The sequence below is a fragment of the Leeuwenhoekiella sp. MAR_2009_132 genome (assembly GCF_000687915.1).
Taxonomy (GTDB): Bacteria; Bacteroidota; Bacteroidia; order Flavobacteriales; family Flavobacteriaceae; genus Leeuwenhoekiella.
In genome coordinates this window covers 1,046,994-1,067,421 of sequence record NZ_JHZY01000004.1, presented here as the reverse complement: position 1 = coordinate 1,067,421, position 20,428 = coordinate 1,046,994, and the positions used below count along the sequence as shown (strand labels likewise).

Genomic DNA, 20,428 nt, shown 5'->3' with positions numbered 1-20,428 from the left:
AGACTTTCCTATAAAAATTAAAATATATGAAGAAGGAACTGTTTTAATGGCACAGGGAGAAGGGCAACCGGCTATAGAATTGTCTCCGGTAGCAGAACATACCTTTGAATTTTTAAAAGCGGGCTTAACTATTCAATTTGACCCTTATGCTGAAACACTACTTTTAAAACAGGGCGGACAGGAATTTAAACTGAAGAAAGAATAGTTACCTGATGAATAACTAAAAAGCAGTAGTTTTAGTGAAACCAATAAATCAATAATGAGACTGTATCTTTTATTTATAGCCGCGTTTACACTTTTAATATCGTGCAAACCTTCCACAGAGAAGAACGCAGAACCTACTCTTAATCAGGAGCAAAACATAGAGCCTGCGGTTGCTCAGGAAGAACCGGTTTATGAATCTGAAGCAGATGCAAAACTTGCCTTGGTGCAGGGTAACTGGTATAGCACTGAGGATGCTGCAGCGTATATAAAAATAAGTGATGATCAATTACTTATGGGTTATGAAGGTATCGAGGCTGCTTCAAATACTTATACGATAACTATTGTCGATGAATTACCTGATGGTGAAGTGTCTAATCCTGATATGCAGTACTTGATTCTAAAGCAGGAAGGTGATATGATGACGTATGCTATTGATGAACTTACCGAAGATTCCTTAAGGCTTCTATATCTGCCCAGGGGTAATTTTTTAACCTATAGCAGAACAAAACAGTAACCTTTTTAAATCTTCAAAATGAAAAAAATAGTTTCCGCAGCCTGGCTTTACGAGAATCTGAAAGAGGAAAACCTTATTATTTTAGACGCGAGTTTAGGCGCCACTATAGATGGTACCCAAACCGATCTTAACGAAAAAACCATCCCCAATTCCAGGTATTTTGATTTAAAAGCTAACTTTTCTGATGGGGATGCGGCGTTTCCTAACACGCTTCCAACAGCAGCACATTTTGAAGTAGAATGTCAAAAACTTGGTGTGAATACCGATTCAAAAATCGTGGTTTTTGATAATCTGGGAGTATATTCGAGTCCGCGAGTCTGGTGGATGTTTAAAGCAATGGGGCATAAAAAAGTGTATGTTCTCGATGGTGGCCTTCCGGAATGGAACGCGCAGGGTTTTGAGGTGGAAGAGCGCAAAGGCGCCAACTGGGAAACCGGAAATTTTAAAGCGACACTTCAGCAGGAATTGGTGGTAAGCTATGATGAGGTGGTTGCCAATATTAAAAACCCTTCTTTTTTAATTGTAGATGCCCGTTCTGAAGGACGTTTTAACGGCACCGAGCCTGAACCCCGAAAGCAATTGCAAAGCGGCAGCATTCCACATTCAGTAAATATCCCATATACCGAGGTTTTAGAAAACGGCAAATTCAAAAGCAAAGGCGAGCTTCAGGAAGTGTTTGACGATACGGTAGAGCAGGATACAGATCTAGTCTTTAGTTGTGGATCGGGTTTAACAGCCTGTATTATTATGTTGGCTTCTGAAATCGCCGGTCAAAAAAGCAAGCGGGTTTACGATGGCTCTTGGACCGAATGGGCCGAACTGCAAAACCTCAAAACCGGTTTATAACAAAGGCACAGGATGCCGCAGGATGCGATTAAAGCAAGCTTCTATTAATTTGAATGCTCAAAATCTTCAGGATGCACAAACAAATTAAATCAGTAAAGTTATATACAGAAGTGTTAGTATTCGGTTTATTCGTTTTGAGTTTGGGTTTTAGTAGTTGTGCGCAGTTAAAAACCATAACCAACGATACGTTTTGGGACACGATTGACGGGAAACCTATTTACAGTCAGGGAGGTGGTATTTTTCAATTTAATAATCCGCAGAGCGGAGAACCTACTTATTACTGGTATGGCGTGCATTACAAAGAAGCCGAGACCTATCGCAACGATCCCAGTGTAACGCTAGAAAATAACCATTTTGAAGGGGTGACTTGTTATTCTTCCACAGATCTGGTAAACTGGAAATTTGAAAAACATGTACTTACTCCCGAAGCAGTAGATTATAAAAATAATCCCACCTGGCTGGGACGTATGGGTGTGGCTTACGTACCCGAAATTAACCAATATGCTTTGCTTATTCAGCATGGGAAAAAGGTTTTGATTGCACTGGCAGATTCGCCCACAGGCGATTTCAAAACCCACCGGGAAATTGATATGACAGATCGAATAGGCACGCCCAATACCGGAGATCAAACCGTTTTCAATGATCCTGCAACGGGTAAATCCTATCTGGTGTATTCTTATGGGCAGGGTCGCAATAAAATTTACCTGTCTGAAATTGGCATTCGCGACGGCAAGGTAGATTTATTAGATTGTGTTGAGGTTTTTCGGGGAGCAAGTCGCGAGGGCAATAGTATGTTTACCTACAACGAAAAATACTATATGGCAGCCTCCAATATTTACGGCTGGGACAGTTCGTTTGCCTATTATCTGGTAGCAGACAATATCTATGGGCCCTATTTGCCCACAAACGAAATGAAAATTATGCCGGGTAGTGAGCAAGATTATGCGCACATCACCCAAACTGGTTTTTTCTACACCATTGCGGGAAGCCAGCAGGAAACCGTATTGTATTGCGGGGATCGTTGGGCAGAATTTGCAGGAAACGGCTTGGGGTACAACCAGTGGTTTCCAATGTCTTTTGAGGGTGAAACACCGCATTTTAATTCGTTAAGTGCATGGAATCTCGACGCGCAAACTGGGAATTGGACAGTCGCCAAAACTAATAATTATGTAAAAAACGGTAGTTTTGAAGCTGATCGGCGTCACATACCCAGCAATAACAAACCGGTGCAGGAACAGCTTTTAGGTTGGAATACCGAAATACTAAAAGGGAATTCCATTTCCACCACTGCCGCAAGTTCTCCGGTCTTGAATTACTTTAATACGGAAGCAGACCGCAAACAGGTGGTGGGCGAAAAAAGCCTGTACATTAGTGATGCTATCCCTTTTGAGCGGGTAATCTCTCAGGAAATCACGGCAACTCCCTACGTTGATCTTCCTGACGGAAACTACACGCTAAGCGCAAAAATCAAGAACACCGAAGGTTTTCTTAAGCTACAACTTTTTGCGACTAGCGCAGGAAGCACGCGAACACTAGATTTTAAAGCGGCAACTGCAGAGTGGACGAGCATCAGCTTTTCAAACATCAACATACAAAACGGCAGCGTTACTATAGGTTTTGAAGTGAAGGCTCAGGCTGGTGCAGAAGCCATCATTGATGAGGTTGCTTTAATTCGGGAATGATTTTTTGTCACAGAACTTGTACTGATTTCATCTAATTGAGCGTGTCACACTGAGCTTATCGAAGTGCATTAAAGCTATAGCTAAAGATATTTTTTAAAGATGAAGAAAAGTAAGGGACATATTAACTTCTAATCCTCTTTCTGTTCTTTTGCCTTGATGCCAAAGAACCAAAAGATCAAGGCTCACAAGACGGTATCTGAATTTTTCGTTCGCTGCACTGCATGCGCTTAACTCGGCCAGCGCACCGGCCTCAAACAGAACCGCCTGCGACGTTTCGCTCGCTTCAAATTTTACGACACCTTCTTATAGGCCGTTATTTAAGTACCCATAATTTTTGTACACTGAAGGATTAAAAGAATTACGACCATCGGTTCAGAATAGGGGTGGAAAATATAGAAAACATCCAACTCTAAAATGCTGAAAATTGGAAATCGGCATATAGAAAAGATCTCGTAAAATTTGATGTGAGGTTTCGTGAAATTTTCTGCTGTTTGACCCGCAGGGGAGTTCAGAAAATTTAGAAGCCGAATGATAAATTTAGAGATCGTTTCTTAAGCCTAGCGTTTTTTGTTTCTTTTTTGGGCAATGCAAAAAAGAAAATATGAACGTTTATTCCTCTTTCTGTTCTTTTGCCTTGATGCCAAAGAAACAAAAAATCAAGGCTCACAAGACGGTATCTAAATTTTTCGTTCGCTGCACTGCATGCGCTTAACTCGGCCGGCGCACCGGCCTCAAACAGAACCGCCTGCGACGTTTCGCTCACTTCAAATTTTACGATAACTTCTTGTAGGCCGTTCTATAAGTAACCAATAGCCTAGCGTTTTTTGTTTCTTTTTTGGGCGATGCAAAGAAGAAGATATGAACGTTTATTCGTCTTTCTGTTCTTTTGCCTTGATGCCAAAGAACCAAAAAATCAAGGCTCACAAGACGGTATCTAAATTTTTCGTTCGCTGCACTGCATGCGCTTAACTCGGCCGGCGCACCGGCCTCAAACAGAACCGCCTGCGACGTTTCGCTCACTTCAAATTTTACGATAACTTCTTGTAGGCCGTTCTATAAGTAACCAATAGCCTAGCGTTTTTTGTTTCTTTTTTGGGCGATGCAAAGAAGAAGATATGAACGTTTATTCGTCTTTCTGTTCTTTTGCCTTGATGCCAAAGAACCAAAAAATCAAGGCTCACAAGACGGTATCTAAATTTTTCGTTCGCTGCACTGCATGCGCTTAACTCGGCCGGCGCACCGGCCTCAAACAGAACCGCCTGCGACGTTACACTCACTTCAAATTTCACGATACTTTCTTGTAGGCCGTTCTATAAGTTACTAATAGACTAACGTTTTTTGTTTCTTTTTTGGGCAATGCAAAGAAGAAAATATGAACGTTTATTCCTCTTTCTGTTCTTTTGCCTTATTTCCAAAGAACCAAAAAATCAAGGCTCACAAGACTGTATCTAAATTTTTCGTTCGCTGCACTGTATGCGCTTAACTCGGCCGATGCACCGGCCTCAAACAGAACCGCCTTCGACGATACACTCACTTCAAATTTCGCGATATCTTCTTGTAGACCGTTATACCAGTAGAATAGAAAATGTAGGTCATTTTATAGAAAACAGACATTTTAATAAAAATCGTTGTAGTAAAAATGACTATATTCAATATTTAAAACTTTAATAGCAGTATTATGAGCAGTATTCCAAGGCGTAGATTCTTACAACAAACCACTTTAGCCACCGCAGGACTGGGACTTTCAGGTTCTCTTTTAGCAAATCCACTATCGTTTTTTGGCGCAAACGACCGAATGAATTTTGGCGTTATAGGGTGTAACGGTATGGGTTGGTCTAATATGCAGGCACATTTAAAAATCCCCAACGTTAACTGTGTGGCATTAGCAGATGTTGATCAGCGGGTGTTAGATCGTCGTGCAGGTGAAATCAAGAAAATGACCGGTAAGGCACCTAAACTCTACACCGATTACCGCAAAATGCTTGAAAATAAAGATATTGATGCGGTCATCATAGGCACGCCAGACCATTGGCATTGTCTGAACATGGTAGATGCGGTGCAGGCAGGTAAACATGTGTATGTAGAAAAGCCATTGGCAAACAGTATTGAAGAATGTAATGTGATGCTTAAAGCGGCAAATGCTTCAGATCGTATGGTGCAGGTGGGGCAGTGGCAACGTAGCGGCCAGCAGTATGATGAGGCTATTAAATATGTACAATCGGGGAAGCTGGGACAGATCCGTTTAGTGAAATGTTGGGCGTATCAGGGTTGGATGAATCCGGTACCGGTAAAACCCAATAGCACTCCACCAGAAGGGGTAGACTATAAAATGTGGCTGGGTCCTGCGCCAGAACTTCCATTTAATGAAAACCGTTTCCACTTTAATTTTAGATGGTTTTGGGATTATGCAGGCGGCCTGATGACAGACTGGGGTGTGCACGAACTCGATATTGCCTTGTATGCGATGGGCGCAAAAGCACCTAAATCTATTCTGGCTTCGGGCGGAAAGTTGGCGTATCCCGATGATGCTTCCGAAACGCCAGATACCTTACAGACGATTTATGAGTTTGATGGGTTCAACTTGTTGTGGGAACACGCTACCGGTATTGACGGCGGTAATTACGGGCGTAACGAGGGCATTGCCTTTATAGGAAATAACGGTACGCTTGTGGTTAACCGAGGTGGCTGGGAAGTAATTCCCGAAGGAAAACGCAAAGACGACGAGTGGATTACAAAAATTGATCGGGTAGCGCTTATTAAGCCCGAAGGTAATGCGCTGGAGCGTCACGCTCAGAATTTTGTAACGGCCATACGCGACAACGACGCGTCAAAATTAGCCTGCGGTGTTGAAACCGGAAGTGTGGCTGCAATCACGGCACATATGGGGAATATCGCTTATAAAACCGGTGAAAAGTTATACTGGAATCCGGAAACCGGTATGTTTAACAACGCAGAGGCAGATGCACTAGTAAAAGCACAGTACCACAACGGCTGGAAGTTACCCACGGTTTAACATTAGCTTATTCTAAACCGTATCATAGGAAGTGATACGGTTTTTGCTAGTTTTTTTGTTGTTATCTCATCACTTGCGCTGCGTTTACAAAAGAGCTCTTGTCACATCGAGCGCAGTCGAGATGCCTTTGTTAGTTATCAGGGTGGCTGTATAATCTCACAGCGTAGGGGAGTTTTTTAAATACCAGTTTAAGTGGGGTTATTTAGCGGATTTATCCCCTTTTCTAAGTTTAAATCAAGGGTTTATGCAATTCCATAAATAATAGTTAATTAGAATGTTTAGCTTTAATTACTATATAAGTTTTAAAAAATTAAGTAATGAAAACTCCATTCGGTTCTGAGAAAATAATTACACATAAAATAAATGAATCCGAATTAAGTACTTTTTTGGTAGGATTTGACATTGACGATGGTGGAGAAGTTGAATACCGAGCTAAACCACTAATTCAAAAGTTATCGGACGTAATTTATGAGTTTGCTTTTGGATTTCACGATGGAGAAGAAACGTCAAATAATGAAATTTTAAGCAAGCTAACCGAAGCTGCTCAATCTATTTATAAAATTGACGCTTTTCAAAAAGTAAAAGATATTTACGATAATAACGGTTCCATCACTGATGATCTAAAAGATACATATTTGAGAAGAGGTGAATTCGGAGAATTAATTTTACACTTATTACTAAGAGATTTTCACAATACGATACCTCTATTATCTAAAATATATTTTAAAGATTCTTTTGGAGCTACAGTTCATGGATTTGACGCCGTTCATCTAGAGCCAAACACAAAAACTTTATGGCTTGGAGAATCAAAATTGTATAAAAATGGGAAAGTAGGAATTAAGGCGTTAATACAAGATATAGAAGAACATTTTCAGAGTGACTATCTCAATAATGAATTTTTAATTGTCTCAAAAAAACTGAAACACTTTGATAATATTCCAGAAAAGGATTATTGGTTAGGCCTAATGAGTAAATCTTCAAAACTTATTGACCAACTTGGTTCGATAAACATACCTTTATTATGCACTTATGACTGTGAACTCTTTAATAAATATTCAGATGAAAATTGTCAAGATTTTATAAAAGAATATTTAGCAGAAATGAATGATTTAAAACAATATTTTGATGACAATAACAACCATCCATTAAAAACGAAGCTAAATATTATTTTAGTTCTTTTTCCCGTTCAAAATAAAGTAGAATTAGTTAAGGGATTACATAATAAATTGTCTCTACTTCAAAAATTAGGAGAATGATTGAAGAAATACTTTTGGAAATTCAAAACAAGGAATCATTTGATTTTGAAGAAACTTTTGAGGTATACAAAAAATGTTAGCAATTAATTATTGATGATGATATATCCGCTCAAAAAGTTATTGTAAATATTCTTGAAGAGAAAAAAAAATTTGAAGCTTCATTAAATAATGTACTTACGGACCTAATAGAAGCTGTTGGATTTTACCCATATTTAGCTAAAGAGAACTTACGGTTAAATTCTACTGATTCTTTAATACGTCAGGTTTATCATCATTCCAATAACTTAAATAAATTTCTTCACGAAGACCAAAAGCATCTTTTATCCCTACTAAATTCCGATAAAAATGTTGTAGTTAGTGCGCCTACAAGTTTTGGAAAAAGTCTATTAATTGAAGAATTTGTTGCGTCAAATAAATTTAAGAATATAATAATAATTCAACCTACTCTGGCTTTGCTTGATGAGACAAGGCGTAAATTGAAAAAATACGATGAGAAGTACAAAATAATTGTTCGAACCTCACAAGAACCATCATTAGAAAAAGGTAACATCTATTTATTTACAGCCGAGAGGGTGAATGAATACAAGGAGTTTCCAAATATAGAATTTATAATAATTGATGAGTTTTATAAACTGAGCTCACAAAGAGATGATGAAAGAGCTGATTCATTAAACAATGCACTTCATTACATTCTAAAAACCTTCAACAGCAAATTTTATTTATTAGGACCAAATATTGATAATATCTCAGAAGGATTTGTAGAAAAGTACAATGCGGTCTTTTACAAAACTAAATCCTCACTAGTTGATGTTAAGACAGTAGACATATATTCAAGACATAAAGAAAAATTCGACAAGCCAAGAAAATTTAAAGAATACAAAGAAAATATTCTCTTTGATTTGCTTTTGGAAAATAAGAACAATCAATCCATTATTTATTGTTCATCGCCAAATAGAGTTCGATATCTATCGAACAAATTCTGCTCATTTTTAATGGAAAAGCTACAAGATTCTTTGAATAATGATTTTGATATTATTCAATGGATAAACGAAAACATTTCAAAAGATTGGAGTTTAATTAAACTACTTCAAAATAGAATAGGAATTCACGATGGAGCATTACAAAAACATATAACATCCACTGTTATTGATTATTTCAATAAAGGAGAATTGAACTATCTTTTCTGTACAACTACAATTATTGAGGGAGTAAATACAAGTGCTAAAAACATAATCTTTTTCGACAAAACAAAAGGACTTAATACACTTATCGATTATTTTGATTATTCTAACATTAAAGGACGTGCAGGGAGATTAATGATTCATTATACTGGAACAATTTTTAATTTTAATCCTGTACCCCCAAACGAACAAGTAATTATTGATATTCCATTTTTTGAACAAAATCCAATTTCTGATGAGGTATTAATAAACTTAGATGAAGATGAAGTGAGAAATCTTGAATCAGCGCAATATAAAAAAATTAAGCAAATCCCAAATGATGAGAAAGAAGTCATTAAAAAAAATGGCGTGCAAGTTAATGGCCAAAGAGGTATTATAGAAACGATAAGACAAGACATAACTTCTAATTATGACTTAATAACTTGGACAAGAAGTCCAAATTACTACCAATTGAAATATTGTCTTAGTCTTGGCTGGAAATTTCTAATGAAAAATGGAGAATCAAAATCTCTTGGTCTTGATAAATTAGTTAATAAAACATTCAATTACGGACTTCATCAAAGTCTTCGTCGCTTAATTAATTCAGATATTGATTATATTACTGAGTGTGTAGAATATTACAATACACATAAAGATAATATTACTGATGAAGTAGTTAAGAATAAAATGTCTTTCGGTAAACGATATAATGATAAGTCCGAATTAGAAGTCATGGAGGAAGTTATTATGACGAATTTCCAAATTCAAAAACATTGGTTTCAATATAAAATTCCAAAGTGGTTATCAGTAATTAATTCTATTCAAGAATTTGTGTGTAATGAGAAAGGTATTAGAGCTGGAAATTATAGTTACTATACCAATCTAATTGAAAATGAATTTCTAAGAGAAAACCTCACAATATTATCCGAATTTGGAATTCCAAGTTCAGCAATTCGTAAATTAGAGAAGTTAATTCCATCTAATATGCAACAAGATGATGTAATTAAATCTATAAGGGATAACAGGTTATACGAGAATTTTGTTTTTATTGATTATGAAAGGAATAAGTTAAAAGAGGCATGAAATATTTTTTAATTGCTAGTGCAATTATCTCGAATGTTTCATTAATTATGTTGTTGCACTCGTCAAACTACCACCAAAATTTTCCGCGTTTACGGGGTCTCACAAACCCTTCCGCCCAAGCAGGATGCGATGCTGAAACCAGTTCAGCATGACGAGTACCCTTCAGCTTTTCAATCTTTAACTCATAACCCGCTTCCGCAGTTCTCGTTTTTTAAAATACCGCAGCGAAAAATAAAGCACCACTGCCAGGGGTAATGCGATCATTAAATACCGCAACGACATATCGAATGTGGTGTTTATTTCGCCCGAGGCTGAGATGGCAAAACTACCTATAGAGGTGATGATGTAGAGCAAACCACCCATAAGCCCGCCTGCGATCCCGGCATTTCCGGGAAAGAAAATCATATTTTGGGTAAAGTAATTGGTAAATAAAAAGCCCGAGCAGATGTGAATGAGAAAGGCAAAGGCAACGAGCAGTACGAGGTTATCTACAAAGCCGGCGAGCGTGATAAATACTCCTATAATTCCTAATTGTATCAAGGAGACTAACCGTATTTTTTTAGCAAAAGCTATTGGTGTAAACTGTTTGCTCAGGATACCGCCTATCATCCAGGAAAGTCCCAGAACCAGTGTGCAGTACCCAATAATTACCGGGCTGTAATTAAAGTGATGTTCTACCACAAACGGCCCGGCGATGTTAAATACCATCACCACTGAGTAGGCAAATCCCAATACCAGAATTCCTAAAATAAAGCCCGGGTTTTTAAGCATCGCCATATACAACAGCGAGGTTTTCTTTAGATTGAATTTCTTGTAATTGCGTATGGTTTCGCCGCCCCAGATCCCTTCGGCTCCTAAAAGAATCGCCGCGTAGATCGCGAGAAAGTAAAAGTTAGACTGCCAGCCAAATTGCTCTTCCAGAAAACCACCCAGAAACGGGGCGATAATAGGTCCGCACGACCAAACAATGGTAAAGAAACTCAGGTAGTGTTTCCGCTCTTTGTCGTCATAGAGGTCTACAAAATAGGCACGTTTGGCAACCACAATAAATGCCGTGGCAATCCCCTGCACAATACGCAACAGACTAATGACCGCAACTTCGTGGGTAAAGGTAACCGCAAGGCTGCTCAACAGTAAAATAACGAGCGAGACCATCACCGGTTTACGCCGGCCAATGCTGTCTGCCACAGGACCCACAAACAACTGGGCAAAGCCGTAACTCAGAAAAAAGCAGGTGAGTGTAAACTGTATGCTTTGTTCCGAAACGTTGAGGTTGCGCGCCATAGAAGGAAAGGACGGCAAATAAATATCGGTCATAAACCCAGATAGGGGAATCGACAAAAAAGTGATGATTGTTGCAATTTTCTTTCGGGATTGGGAGGCGTCACGTAGGTGCATTGGGCATTTCTTTAAAAGTTCCACTCCTTTTAAAGGAGGAGATGCATGCGCCAGAGGCGCAGAAGGGGTGTTTTTAGTTACTGGAGCAGCGGTTAGCACCACCCCATTTGAATTAGAATTCCTAAACGGAATTAAAATTAAAACTCCCCTCCTCAGGAAGGAGGGGAGTTTTTGATATTTCAAATTTTAATAGATGTTATTCTGTCATTCTGAACTTGTTTCAGAATCGCATCTTTAGGGGTTCAATCTGTATGAGAACCTGAATCACGTTCAGGTTGACGAGAAATCGTTTTTAACGATTAATGTGTTCCGGCTTTTAAAAGCTCGGGAAATTTTGCTTGAAAACGCTTTAACCTTGGGATCGATACATTTTGAATGTAAGGATTCTCGGGATGTTGTCTTTCGTAATTCTGGTGGTAGCCTTCTGCTTCCCAGAATTTTTCAAAAGGTTTTACTTCCGCAGCAATAGTTGCGTTAAGTTCTTTTGCCAAAGCCGCTTTTTTCTCGTCTATAATTTTCTTTTCGGCATCGTTTTGATAGAAAATGATCGAGCGGTATTGCGAACCTTTATCTGGTCCCTGACCGTTTACCTGCGTAGGATCTTGCGAACCAAAATACACATCTACAAGTGTGCTAAAACTTACCACACTAGGATCGTATATAATTTTCACAGCTTCAGCATGACCTGTTTTACCGGTATTGCTGTCTTCGTAAGTTGGGTTTTTAGTGTGACCACCTGCGTATCCTGAAACAGATTCTTTAACGCCTTTTACACTTTCATAAACTGCCTCTACACACCAGAAACACCCGCTAGCAAAATAAGCCGTAGCTTCGGTTTGAGAAGTTGTGGTATTTATTTCGTCTTTCGGTATAAATTTTAATGCAGCAGAGTTAATGCAATAACGCAAACCGGTAGGCTCTGGACCGTCGTTAAAAACGTGACCTAAATGTAAACCGGTTTCTTTTTCAATTACCTCATCACGGCTCATCCCAAGACTGTTATCTTTTACCCAGATTACAGCGTCTTCATCTATAGGAGCATAAAACGCAGGCCATCCTGAACCCGAATCAAACTTCGTATCTGAGCTAAAAAGCGGTTGCCCCGTTGCAGCGCTTACATATATACCTTCTGCGTGATTGTCATAGAATGCATTTTTAAAAGGAGCTTCTGTTCCTTTTTTAACCATAATGTCGTACTGCTCTTCAGTAAGTTGTGATTTCCATTCGGCATCGGGTTTAGCATCAGGAAATGTGGTATTCATCGCCATATCTGAAGTGTCAGAAACGCTCGTTTTACCTTGCTTGCCATCTGCACACGAGGTAAATAATAGACTTAGAGCGATAGTCGCTGCCAGTAATGCTGAAAATAGGATTCTATTTTTCATAATCTTTATTAATATAAACGTTTTTTAGGCGTTTCCGGTTTTTTGCTTTGGACGTAATGCAGGGTTTTAACTTTCTTAAAGCTCTGCCAAAATTTAGAAGTTTTTTTGAGGTTTTTCTTCGGAAAAAAATGATGTTATTTTAAGCTGTTCAGATAGTTTCTAAAATCCTGGGTGTCATAATCTGCCATACCCATATGGGTAAGTGCGAGATTGCTCTGAGCATCTATACATATCGTGGTAGGCAGACTGCCGGTATTGTACATGTCGGGCAGATCGTTTGCAATGCGGTATATGGGAAAGGTGTATCCTTTTTTTGCTTTAAAATCTCGTGCCTTCTGAAAGTCTGTATCAAAAGAAACCAGCACAAAATTTACTTCGTCTTTTTGATCCTGATATAAATTTGAAATCCCTGGCATTTCTGCAATACAGGGCGGACACCAGGTAGCCCAGAAATTTAGAAAAATAGGTTTATCGCTAAGGCTTTTAAGGGAAACTAATTCATTTTGTTCGTTGTAAAAAGAAACGTCTAAATCTGCTTTTACCAAAACTTCAGAATCTGTAGCATCAGTATTGTTTTTAGTCTGCTTCAGATCGGGATTGAGGAGTCCTGTTTTAAGGATGCCTCGTTGTACGGTCGCTATAATAGGTTTATGCATTCCTGTAAAATAAATAACAGCTACAGCTATTAAAAGCAACAGGTATTTAAAGTTGAACTTCTTTTGCTGGGTCATAGGTCGCTCTCGATTTGGCTGTTTTTAGAATAAAAAGTTTCCGCTCTGGCCTCGGGGCTTAAACTTGGTTCCTTAAAGTTAACCGTGTTGTGGGGAACAGTAGGTTTGCCTTCTTCTACCGCATACCAGGAAATAGATTTTGGCAAAATTAAATCCTGTACCGGCATCCAGTCGCCATAGTTGATGTAATTAATTCCTGTTCTTTTTTCTGCTGCGCCAAAAGTCGCTGTATAACCTAACCAGCGCATTTGGTAGGTTTCTGCATCGTAATACAGGTAATACTCATCGTTTGCCGAAGAGCCTGTGTTTTCTTCAAAGCTTATTTTAAGACCGGGATAGCTGGTGTCGCTTACCACAAGGGCTTCGGTTTTCTCATAGATAATACCCGGATCTGCCAGTACAAATGGCATTGCGTAAAAGTAGAACATCAGGTTATGGTAGAATTCGGGATTGCCCTTGTACGTTCCTTCCGGGTCTTGAAGCCAGGCTTCACTTCCATTAAATCCCATTGTTACCATTCCTATATCAATATGATCTCTACGATTTTTTAAATCTATTGTGTGCACCTCGTCTGATTCTTCACCTTTTTCTATTGTAAAGCATAGGGTTTGATAAATATTCCAATTCGTAAGCCCTCCGTGAGCTTCCAGAATTTTAGAAATAGCTTCGGGATATGGTGAGTTGCTTTGTGAAACAAGCGAATTTTCTGGTGTTTGTTTCGATTGTGTTTCAGTTTTGTTTTTGCACGAAAGGGTGCTTACAAAAAATAAAAGGAGTACAGCGTATTTCATAGAATGGTTGTTTAAGTAGTTTTTAGTCCGTAGGTATTTGCAGGTCTTACAGCAGTTTTAAATTTTGTTTTAAAAATTCTTACGAACTGACAAATGTCATAAAATAGGTTTAAAGTGACTGGTACTTTTACCCTGTAAATTAATAGTAATTTAAATTTTCAGGTATGACCACTTTTTCAAAACTTCAAAACGATTTTACCCATAACATAATGGGATATTCTGCTCTGGGTATAATTCTAAGCACCTGTTTAGGTTCTGTAGCCGTATTTAGTGTACTGCATTTTGGGCACGGTTTAGCACAAATGCTTTTAGTAATGGTTTCGGTTATTTTATGCAGTTTACACAATGCAGCAATCTTAACCGTTCAAAAACCCGAATTAATCTTTAAGCTCCTAACTACAAGTATTGCTGTAAGTGTGCTAATCATCATAGGTAGTCTTTTAGCATAAGCCAGGCTACATAATTTCTTTTAATGAATACTTCGGGAATTTGCATTAGGGGGCATTTTTCCGAAGTATTTAATACTTTGTATATGCAAGAATCTTTAATTACAAAATACAATGTTCCGGGACCGCGATACACGAGTTATCCTACGGTACCCTATTGGGACACGGCTAATTTTCAGTTAAGCGATTGGAAAAAAAGGTTTAAAAAGAGTCTTCTTGAAAGCAATAAAACCGAAGGGATAAGTATCTACATACATCTGCCCTTTTGCGAATCTATGTGTACCTTTTGCGGGTGTACAAAGCGTATTACCAAAAATCACGATTTAGAAAAACCCTATATTCACGCGCTTTTAAAAGAACTGTCGCTATACCGTGCGCTAGCAGGTGAGCGGCTTCATATACAGCAAATACATCTGGGTGGCGGGACACCAACATTTTTTTCGGAATTCAATTTAGCCGAATTAATAACCGGAATATTTAGAAATGCAGATGCCGCAAAAAACTGTGAGATGAGTTTTGAAGGGCATCCTAATAACACCACGCTGGCGCATTTAGAAACGCTGGCTTCCTTTGGTTTTAAACGGGTTTGTTATGGAGTGCAGGATTATAACGAGACGGTGCAAAAAGCCATTAATCGTATTCAGCCTTTTGAGCACGTAGAACGGGCTACTATAAATGCACGCAGAGCAGGTTATACTTCGGTAGGACACGATATAATTTATGGACTTCCTTTTCAAACCCTGGAGCATGTTAAAAACACAATTGCAAAAACCATACAGCTTTTTCCAGATCGCATTGCATTTTACAGCTACGCACACGTACCGTGGATAAAAGGAAACGGCCAGCGCGGGTATTCTGAAACAGATTTACCTACGGCGGAAGAAAAGCGACTGCAGTATGAAACCGGCAAGCGCTTACTGGCAGAAGCAGGCTATATAGAAATAGGGATGGATCATTTTGCGCTGCGTACAGACGACCTGTACTATGCACAACAGGAAGAACGTATACACCGTAATTTTATGGGGTATAATTCTTCTAAAACACAGGTGATGCTGGGACTTGGTGTTTCGGCAATAAGTGACAGCTGGTCTGGTTTTGCACAAAATGTAAAAGGGCTACAAGAGTACTACCATTTATTAGAAAACGATATGCTTCCTGTGTTTAGGGGTCATATTTTAACCGCGGAAGATTTGATAATTCGTAAACACATTTTAAATCTAATGTGTCATTTTAAAACCTCCTGGGAAGATCCTGAAAAATACTTTGAAGAGTTGCCCGAAGTATTGATGAAGCTTTACGAACTCGAGGCAGATGGCTTGCTTTATGTGAAACCTAAAAGCCTTATAGTTACCGAAAAAGGAAAACCTTTTGTGCGTAACATTTGTCTGCCTTTTGACTTGAGATTACAACGCAACAAACCTGAAACTAAACTTTTTTCAATGACTGTTTAACGGCTTAAATACTTAGTTAGTGAAGGCCTGCTTATGAAAATAAGCGGATTTTTTTGCGGGTGCTACAATGTGTAGCTATGCAGCAAACCAGATCCCCTGGTTTACTACCGGATGATGCATATGAACTATTTTATATTTTTTGGTTCAGTTGAGGTGATTTTTGTAATCTGAATCTTAGGAAAGGGGGGATAGATTTTGTAACACGTCTAATTATCAATGGCAACTATGCTCCGCCTGAACCTGTTCTACAGCCACCTGTTTCCCGGGAGACACATACGGGATTCCCAATCCCAATCCGCGTAAAATAAATAAGCAACCCATAAGTACCACAGCCACCGGAATGAATTTTACAATTCGTTTTTTTGCTTTTCCTTTTAAGAAATTTCCCAGATAAATAGCGGTAGTCATGAGCGGTACGGTACCTAGCCCAAATACAAACATATACAATGCGCCGATTAGCGCGTTCCCTGTTGCTATAGCACCAAAAACAGCCATATAGACCAGTCCGCAAGGCAGTAATCCGTTTAATAAACCAAGTGTAAAAAAAGTTCCTTTACTTTTAGATTTAAGTTGTCTGCCTAAAGCCGATTTTACCTTACCTACGAGTTTATACATAGGTTTTGAAAAATTATACCGGTTAAAAATATGCGATGGCAGCAAGATTACTAAAATCATTAACAGGCCTATACCTATAGACAGTTGTTGTTGTAAACCAAATAAATTAAGGCGTTTTCCCAGTTCACCAAACATAAACCCTATGAGGGCATAGGTGACTAATCTACCCATATGATAACTCAACGTCTGAACAAATTTTTTAGTTGGGTTGTTGTGATCTACGGGCATTAAAAAGGCAATAGGGCCGCACATACCTACGCAGTGAAAACTACCTAAAAGACCAAATATAAGTGCCGTCCAGATCATCTTTAATAGTTTATCGGTTTGTCAAAGCGGTAGTTTACACCGGCATATTTCCAGTTTACGGTAATGTTCCAGCGACCGCCTACCAAGCGTTTGTCAGGTATGAGCAAATTAGAAGTTGACAATGCGATAGGCATGTCAAAATCAAGTTGCTTGCCAGACGGTCTATATAGGAACACTGTACCTGTAATTTTTTTGGGGTCAAAGTTCTCTGGAAACTGAAGCTCATAACCGGCCTCGGTTTTACGCCCAAGCACCGGTGTTTTTAGATGCATACTGTTTGTCTCAGCATCTATATCGTTTTGCAGATTCATCTCGTGTTTGTAATAATCTTCAATTACCAGATCATAACTATACGTATCATCTATAGAAAGTTTAATTACAAAAAACAGAATAAAGCTTATAAAAAGCAGCATCCCAATGACCAGCCCGGTTCCCCAATTAATTTTCATAGCGTTAGATTTAAGAATATTTTTGTGCAAGTTCGGTCTGGCTCAATGCTTTTTTCTCGGCTTCTTCCTTAAGCAGACGCACTTTACAATGTTGATTTTGGCCTGGATTACCTTTTTGACATCCCAGGCAACAGTTTTGATGGTTCTTTGTACTCATAATGGTTTTATTTATAGCTTCTGGGACCCAGAAACACTGTGGTTGTAGTTTCTATAAGTTGGTCTTTACTAAAGACTCCTATTCGTAATTTTTCTTTTTCACCTTTTAAAGCGTGCGTATCTAATTCTATAAACAGTGTTCCTTCAGCGAGCCCTTGTGCAGGAACCAGCAGAGCCTCTTGTGATACTGCATTTATAGAGCCTTTATGAGAGATCAATTCAAAGTGAATATCTTCAACTGCAGAAGTGGTTTTGTTAATGAGTTTGTAGGTGTACACATTACTAATTATAGATTCTCCTTTATGCTCATATAATTGTCCCGGTAAGCGTAGCACGGTAGCTTCTACATCATTGCGCAGAAACAACATGCCACTTAATACACCAATTAAGATTACCAGCACGGCGGTGTATCCTTTTAACCGGGGTGTAAATTGAAATGGGGTTTTCTTTGCTATTTGCTCTTCACTCGCGTAGCGTATTAAATTCTTCGGAAGGTCTACGGCTTCCATCATTTGATTACAGGCATCAATACAGGCGGTACAGTTCACACACTCTAATTGCGTACCATTGCGAATGTCTATTCCCGTAGGGCACACCTGTACACATTGATCGCAGTCTATACAATCCCCTTTTCCGGTTGCTTCTCGATCTTCAGTCTTTTTAAATTTAGCCCTGCCTTCTTCTTTCTCTCCGCGTTTGTAATCGTAGGCCACCACAATAGATTTGTTGTCGAGCAATGCACCTTGTAATCTTCCGTAGGGACAAACAATAATGCAAACCTGCTCTCTAAACCAGGCAAACACAAAGTAGAATACCGAAGTAAAAATGAGCAGTGATATTAAGGTGCTTATGTGATTGAGCGGGCCTTCTGTGATGTACTGTACTAAACGGTCACTCCCTATGAGGTAGGCCAGAAAAACATTTGCAATTAGAAAGGAGATTATAAAAAACACAAACCATTTTAACAGGCGTTTGCGTATTTTTTCGGCATTCCAGGGCATTTTTGATAAGCGTATTTGTTTACCGCGATCGCCGTCTATCCAGTACTCAATTCTACGGAAAACCAGCTCCATAAAAATAGTTTGAGGGCAGATCCAGCCGCAGAAAATACGACCAAAAGCTACCGTAAACAGTACCACAAACACCACGCCTATAATCATAATGATTACAAATAGGTGAAAGTCTTGCGGCCAGAAGGGAAACCCGAAAATATTAAAGCGACGCTCCAGTACATTAAACATAAAAAACTGATTGCCGTTCATATGAATAAACGGAGCACTAATCAACATCGCCAGAAGCACATAACTAACCCACTTACGATACTCGTAGAGTTTACCTACCGGCTTTTTAGGAAATACCCACGCGCGTTTTCCCTCTTCATTGAGGGTGCCAATGCTATCTCTAAAATTATCTCTGCCTTGTTCTGCCATCTCCTGTGATTAAGGGTTTTACGGTCTATGCGTGGTTCTCTATTTTGTAAAGCATTAACCCGGCAATGTTAATCCCGCGTTGTTTAGCATCATTAGCCTTTTCCCCACTAAAATAGGTATCTATTGTGTTGTGCCATAAGGCCAGCCAACGGTCAAAATGCTCTTGAGACAGTGTTGTTTTCTTACTCAATTCAATATGTCTTAGCATTGGGTTGCCCTTATAATTCATACCGCCCAGTAAAATGCTTTCCCAGAAATCATACATTCTGGGTAGGTGTGTATCCCAATCTACTTTTGCAATTTTGATAAAAATGGGACCTATGCAATCATCTGTAGTTACCTTTTCGTAGAAAGAATTTACAAGAAGCTCTATAGCGTTACGGGTAGTAATGTCTGGTTTCATTAGTCTAAGGTTGCTTCGGGTTGCGATTCTTTGCCTGCTGCAGGTACATCTTCCCAAAGATCGCCCTGTGGTTCTTTTGGTTCGGCCGGGGTAGTGCCTTGTAAACTCAACACATAACTGGCTACTTGCGCAATTTCGGCAGGTTTTAAGTCAGTTTTCCAGGCGATCATCCCTTTACCGGCTCGGCCTCCTTCAGAAATCGTATGAAACACATTTTTTATGCCGCCACCCAGAATCCAGTAGGCATCAGTAAGGTTAGGACCTATTCCGCCGCCGCCGTCTGCTTTATGACACGCCACACAGCTGGTGTTAAAAATAGTCTTACCTGCGTTGAGGTCACTTGCATCTGTAAGCAGTTCTACCGAATTCTCATCAACGAGGTTTTTTGCGGTACGTTTATACTCGGCAATCTCGATTTTTGCCTGTGCTATAGCTTGCTCATACTCATCAATCTGACTGTCGCCATCTAAAACTTCAAAGCGTATCATATAAACAATGGCAAAAAGGATACTTGCGTAAAAGCCATATACCCACCACGGCGGTAATTTATTATCTAGTTCCTGTATGCCATCATAGTTGTGGTCAAGTATAATCTCGCTCTCCTCTTCAATAGGTTTAACCTTCCAAAGTTTTGCGTAGGCATTTTTAAACCACCGGGTTTGTTGTTCTTTTTTTGCGATTAGACCAGCCTCATAATTGGCCTGTGCTTCGGGCTTAAGCGTTTTAAAAAGAATGGCGCGTAAACTTTCTATACAAATCTCAAATGCGATGTATAAAAAGATAAGAATACCATAGATTGCCCAGAGCCAGTTTTGGGTTACAAAGACAGAAGCTTCCCCTTGGGTGGTGCCTATGTAGTTTAAAAACAGATATGCAAAGCCTGCAAAAAAAACAATTCTTAGTAAAGATACGGTACTTCTCATGGCTGGTCAGATTTTAATTGATCGTCAAAAGGAATATTACTTACCTCTTTAATATGTTCTTTTTTAGCTGTAAAAACCCATAAAAAAAGAGCTACAAAAAAGAGGAAAAAAATGAGTAGGGAAATGATGGGGTAAATGGCTACCCCATCAATATTTTCTAGATTTTGTTTTATAAATTTTAACATG

General features: G+C 39.0%; 20 protein-coding genes. 9 read left to right on the top strand and 11 right to left on the bottom strand.

Translation table 11 applies throughout. The features are described from left to right. Nucleotides 1–46: 46 nt before the first annotated feature. The 7 genes from P164_RS18735 to P164_RS12985 all read left to right on the top strand — a co-directional run bounded on the left by P164_RS18735 (nucleotide 47) and on the right by P164_RS12985 (nucleotide 9,758). Complete coding sequence (locus tag P164_RS18735) at nucleotides 47–205, top strand: hypothetical protein (RefSeq protein WP_159106031.1); 159 nt, start codon at nucleotides 47–49, stop codon at nucleotides 203–205. A 54-nt stretch (nucleotides 206–259) separates the two neighbouring features. Beyond that, nucleotides 260–718: a hypothetical protein gene (locus P164_RS13020; protein WP_028376770.1), complete on the top strand. Its 459-nt coding sequence runs from the start codon at nucleotides 260–262 to the stop codon at nucleotides 716–718. A gap of 18 nt (nucleotides 719–736) precedes the next feature. After that, nucleotides 737–1,564, top strand: a complete 828-nt coding sequence (locus P164_RS13015) for a sulfurtransferase (protein ID WP_028376769.1) — start codon at nucleotides 737–739, stop codon at nucleotides 1,562–1,564. A 71-nt stretch (nucleotides 1,565–1,635) separates the two neighbouring features. Further along, nucleotides 1,636–3,246, top strand: a complete 1,611-nt coding sequence (locus tag P164_RS13010; RefSeq protein ID WP_051621353.1) for a family 43 glycosylhydrolase — start codon at nucleotides 1,636–1,638, stop codon at nucleotides 3,244–3,246. A 1,678-nt stretch (nucleotides 3,247–4,924) separates the two neighbouring features. Continuing rightward, a complete protein-coding gene (locus tag P164_RS12995; RefSeq protein ID WP_028376765.1) occupies nucleotides 4,925–6,259 on the top strand; it encodes a Gfo/Idh/MocA family protein in 1,335 nt (444 codons plus the stop codon). A gap of 317 nt (nucleotides 6,260–6,576) precedes the next feature. Continuing rightward, nucleotides 6,577–7,515: a DUF1837 domain-containing protein gene (locus P164_RS12990; RefSeq protein ID WP_028376764.1), complete on the top strand. Its 939-nt coding sequence runs from the start codon at nucleotides 6,577–6,579 to the stop codon at nucleotides 7,513–7,515. 86 nt (nucleotides 7,516–7,601) lie between these two features. Continuing rightward, nucleotides 7,602–9,758, top strand: coding sequence for a DEAD/DEAH box helicase (locus P164_RS12985; protein ID WP_316930219.1), 2,157 nt, complete (start codon nucleotides 7,602–7,604; stop codon nucleotides 9,756–9,758). A gap of 177 nt (nucleotides 9,759–9,935) precedes the next feature. On the opposite strand, the gene P164_RS12980 is transcribed toward P164_RS12985, so the two are convergent. The 4 genes from P164_RS12980 to P164_RS12965 form a co-directional block, all read right to left on the bottom strand. Further along, a complete protein-coding gene (locus tag P164_RS12980) occupies nucleotides 9,936–11,156 on the bottom strand; it encodes an MFS transporter (protein ID WP_028376763.1) in 1,221 nt (406 codons plus the stop codon). 299 nt (nucleotides 11,157–11,455) lie between these two features. Continuing rightward, the gene (locus tag P164_RS12975) at nucleotides 11,456–12,418 is read right to left on the bottom strand and encodes a bifunctional methionine sulfoxide reductase B/A protein (RefSeq protein ID WP_262490372.1); all 963 of its coding nucleotides are present in this window, start codon (nucleotides 12,416–12,418) and stop codon (nucleotides 11,456–11,458) included. Nucleotides 12,419–12,675: 257 nt separating this feature from the next. After that, on the bottom strand, nucleotides 12,676–13,272 hold the full coding sequence (locus P164_RS12970; protein WP_028376762.1) for a TlpA family protein disulfide reductase: 597 nt from the start codon (nucleotides 13,270–13,272) through the stop codon (nucleotides 12,676–12,678). Continuing rightward, on the bottom strand, nucleotides 13,269–14,063 hold the full coding sequence (locus P164_RS12965) for a DUF6503 family protein (RefSeq protein WP_035899826.1): 795 nt from the start codon (nucleotides 14,061–14,063) through the stop codon (nucleotides 13,269–13,271). Before P164_RS12965 ends, P164_RS12970 begins: the two co-directional genes overlap by 4 nt. A 164-nt stretch (nucleotides 14,064–14,227) precedes the next feature. Between P164_RS12965 and P164_RS12960 the strand changes: the two genes are divergently transcribed. Together P164_RS12960 and hemN are read left to right on the top strand one after the other, a co-directional pair. After that, nucleotides 14,228–14,512 carry a hypothetical protein gene (locus P164_RS12960; RefSeq protein WP_028376761.1) on the top strand — a complete coding sequence of 95 codons (285 nt, stop codon included), beginning with the start codon at nucleotides 14,228–14,230 and terminating at the stop codon, nucleotides 14,510–14,512. A gap of 83 nt (nucleotides 14,513–14,595) precedes the next feature. Continuing rightward, nucleotides 14,596–15,960, top strand: a complete 1,365-nt coding sequence (hemN, locus tag P164_RS12955; protein ID WP_028376760.1) for an oxygen-independent coproporphyrinogen III oxidase — start codon at nucleotides 14,596–14,598, stop codon at nucleotides 15,958–15,960. A gap of 213 nt (nucleotides 15,961–16,173) precedes the next feature. On the opposite strand, the gene P164_RS12950 is transcribed toward hemN, so the two are convergent. From P164_RS12950 to P164_RS12925, 7 genes are read right to left on the bottom strand one after another with little or no spacing between them, the layout of a single operon-like run. Then, the gene (locus P164_RS12950) at nucleotides 16,174–16,881 is read right to left on the bottom strand and encodes a sulfite exporter TauE/SafE family protein (RefSeq protein ID WP_028376759.1); all 708 of its coding nucleotides are present in this window, start codon (nucleotides 16,879–16,881) and stop codon (nucleotides 16,174–16,176) included. A gap of 2 nt (nucleotides 16,882–16,883) precedes the next feature. Next, nucleotides 16,884–17,330: a FixH family protein gene (locus tag P164_RS12945; protein ID WP_028376758.1), complete on the bottom strand. Its 447-nt coding sequence runs from the start codon at nucleotides 17,328–17,330 to the stop codon at nucleotides 16,884–16,886. 10 nt (nucleotides 17,331–17,340) lie between these two features. Further along, the gene (locus P164_RS18730) at nucleotides 17,341–17,487 is read right to left on the bottom strand and encodes a hypothetical protein (RefSeq protein WP_159106030.1); all 147 of its coding nucleotides are present in this window, start codon (nucleotides 17,485–17,487) and stop codon (nucleotides 17,341–17,343) included. A gap of 7 nt (nucleotides 17,488–17,494) precedes the next feature. Further along, nucleotides 17,495–18,916, bottom strand: coding sequence for a cytochrome c oxidase accessory protein CcoG (gene ccoG, locus P164_RS12940; RefSeq protein WP_028376757.1), 1,422 nt, complete (start codon nucleotides 18,914–18,916; stop codon nucleotides 17,495–17,497). Between the two features lie 25 nt (nucleotides 18,917–18,941). Further along, nucleotides 18,942–19,319: a group III truncated hemoglobin gene (locus P164_RS12935; RefSeq protein ID WP_028376756.1), complete on the bottom strand. Its 378-nt coding sequence runs from the start codon at nucleotides 19,317–19,319 to the stop codon at nucleotides 18,942–18,944. Beyond that, on the bottom strand, nucleotides 19,319–20,242 hold the full coding sequence (locus P164_RS12930; protein WP_035899825.1) for a cbb3-type cytochrome c oxidase N-terminal domain-containing protein: 924 nt from the start codon (nucleotides 20,240–20,242) through the stop codon (nucleotides 19,319–19,321). Before P164_RS12930 ends, P164_RS12935 begins: the two co-directional genes overlap by 1 nt. Further along, nucleotides 20,239–20,427 carry a CcoQ/FixQ family Cbb3-type cytochrome c oxidase assembly chaperone gene (locus tag P164_RS12925; RefSeq protein WP_028376755.1) on the bottom strand — a complete coding sequence of 63 codons (189 nt, stop codon included), beginning with the start codon at nucleotides 20,425–20,427 and terminating at the stop codon, nucleotides 20,239–20,241. The genes P164_RS12930 and P164_RS12925 overlap by 4 nt, the downstream gene beginning before the upstream one ends. Between the last annotated feature and the right edge of the window lies 1 nt (nucleotide 20,428).

What these genes read in the sequence shown, in the direction of transcription:
- P164_RS18735 (WP_159106031.1), top strand. Translation starts at nt 47, where the DNA reads ATGGCACAGGGAGAAGGGCAACCGGCTATAGAATTGTCTCCGGTAGCA.
- P164_RS13020 (WP_028376770.1), top strand. Translation starts at nt 260, where the DNA reads ATGAGACTGTATCTTTTATTTATAGCCGCGTTTACACTTTTAATATCG.
- P164_RS13015 (WP_028376769.1), top strand. Translation starts at nt 737, where the DNA reads ATGAAAAAAATAGTTTCCGCAGCCTGGCTTTACGAGAATCTGAAAGAG.
- P164_RS13010 (WP_051621353.1), top strand. Translation starts at nt 1,636, where the DNA reads ATGCACAAACAAATTAAATCAGTAAAGTTATATACAGAAGTGTTAGTA.
- P164_RS12995 (WP_028376765.1), top strand. Translation starts at nt 4,925, where the DNA reads ATGAGCAGTATTCCAAGGCGTAGATTCTTACAACAAACCACTTTAGCC.
- P164_RS12990 (WP_028376764.1), top strand. Translation starts at nt 6,577, where the DNA reads ATGAAAACTCCATTCGGTTCTGAGAAAATAATTACACATAAAATAAAT.
- P164_RS12980 (WP_028376763.1), bottom strand. Translation starts at nt 11,156, where the DNA reads ATGCACCTACGTGACGCCTCCCAATCCCGAAAGAAAATTGCAACAATC.
- P164_RS12975 (WP_262490372.1), bottom strand. Translation starts at nt 12,418, where the DNA reads ATGAATACCACATTTCCTGATGCTAAACCCGATGCCGAATGGAAATCA.
- P164_RS12970 (WP_028376762.1), bottom strand. Translation starts at nt 13,272, where the DNA reads ATGACCCAGCAAAAGAAGTTCAACTTTAAATACCTGTTGCTTTTAATA.
- P164_RS12965 (WP_035899826.1), bottom strand. Translation starts at nt 14,063, where the DNA reads ATGAAATACGCTGTACTCCTTTTATTTTTTGTAAGCACCCTTTCGTGC.
- P164_RS12960 (WP_028376761.1), top strand. Translation starts at nt 14,228, where the DNA reads ATGACCACTTTTTCAAAACTTCAAAACGATTTTACCCATAACATAATG.
- hemN (WP_028376760.1), top strand. Translation starts at nt 14,596, where the DNA reads ATGCAAGAATCTTTAATTACAAAATACAATGTTCCGGGACCGCGATAC.
- P164_RS12950 (WP_028376759.1), bottom strand. Translation starts at nt 16,881, where the DNA reads ATGATCTGGACGGCACTTATATTTGGTCTTTTAGGTAGTTTTCACTGC.
- P164_RS12945 (WP_028376758.1), bottom strand. Translation starts at nt 17,330, where the DNA reads ATGAAAATTAATTGGGGAACCGGGCTGGTCATTGGGATGCTGCTTTTT.
- P164_RS18730 (WP_159106030.1), bottom strand. Translation starts at nt 17,487, where the DNA reads ATGAGTACAAAGAACCATCAAAACTGTTGCCTGGGATGTCAAAAAGGT.
- ccoG (WP_028376757.1), bottom strand. Translation starts at nt 18,916, where the DNA reads ATGGCAGAACAAGGCAGAGATAATTTTAGAGATAGCATTGGCACCCTC.
- P164_RS12935 (WP_028376756.1), bottom strand. Translation starts at nt 19,319, where the DNA reads ATGAAACCAGACATTACTACCCGTAACGCTATAGAGCTTCTTGTAAAT.
- P164_RS12930 (WP_035899825.1), bottom strand. Translation starts at nt 20,242, where the DNA reads ATGAGAAGTACCGTATCTTTACTAAGAATTGTTTTTTTTGCAGGCTTT.
- P164_RS12925 (WP_028376755.1), bottom strand. Translation starts at nt 20,427, where the DNA reads ATGTTAAAATTTATAAAACAAAATCTAGAAAATATTGATGGGGTAGCC.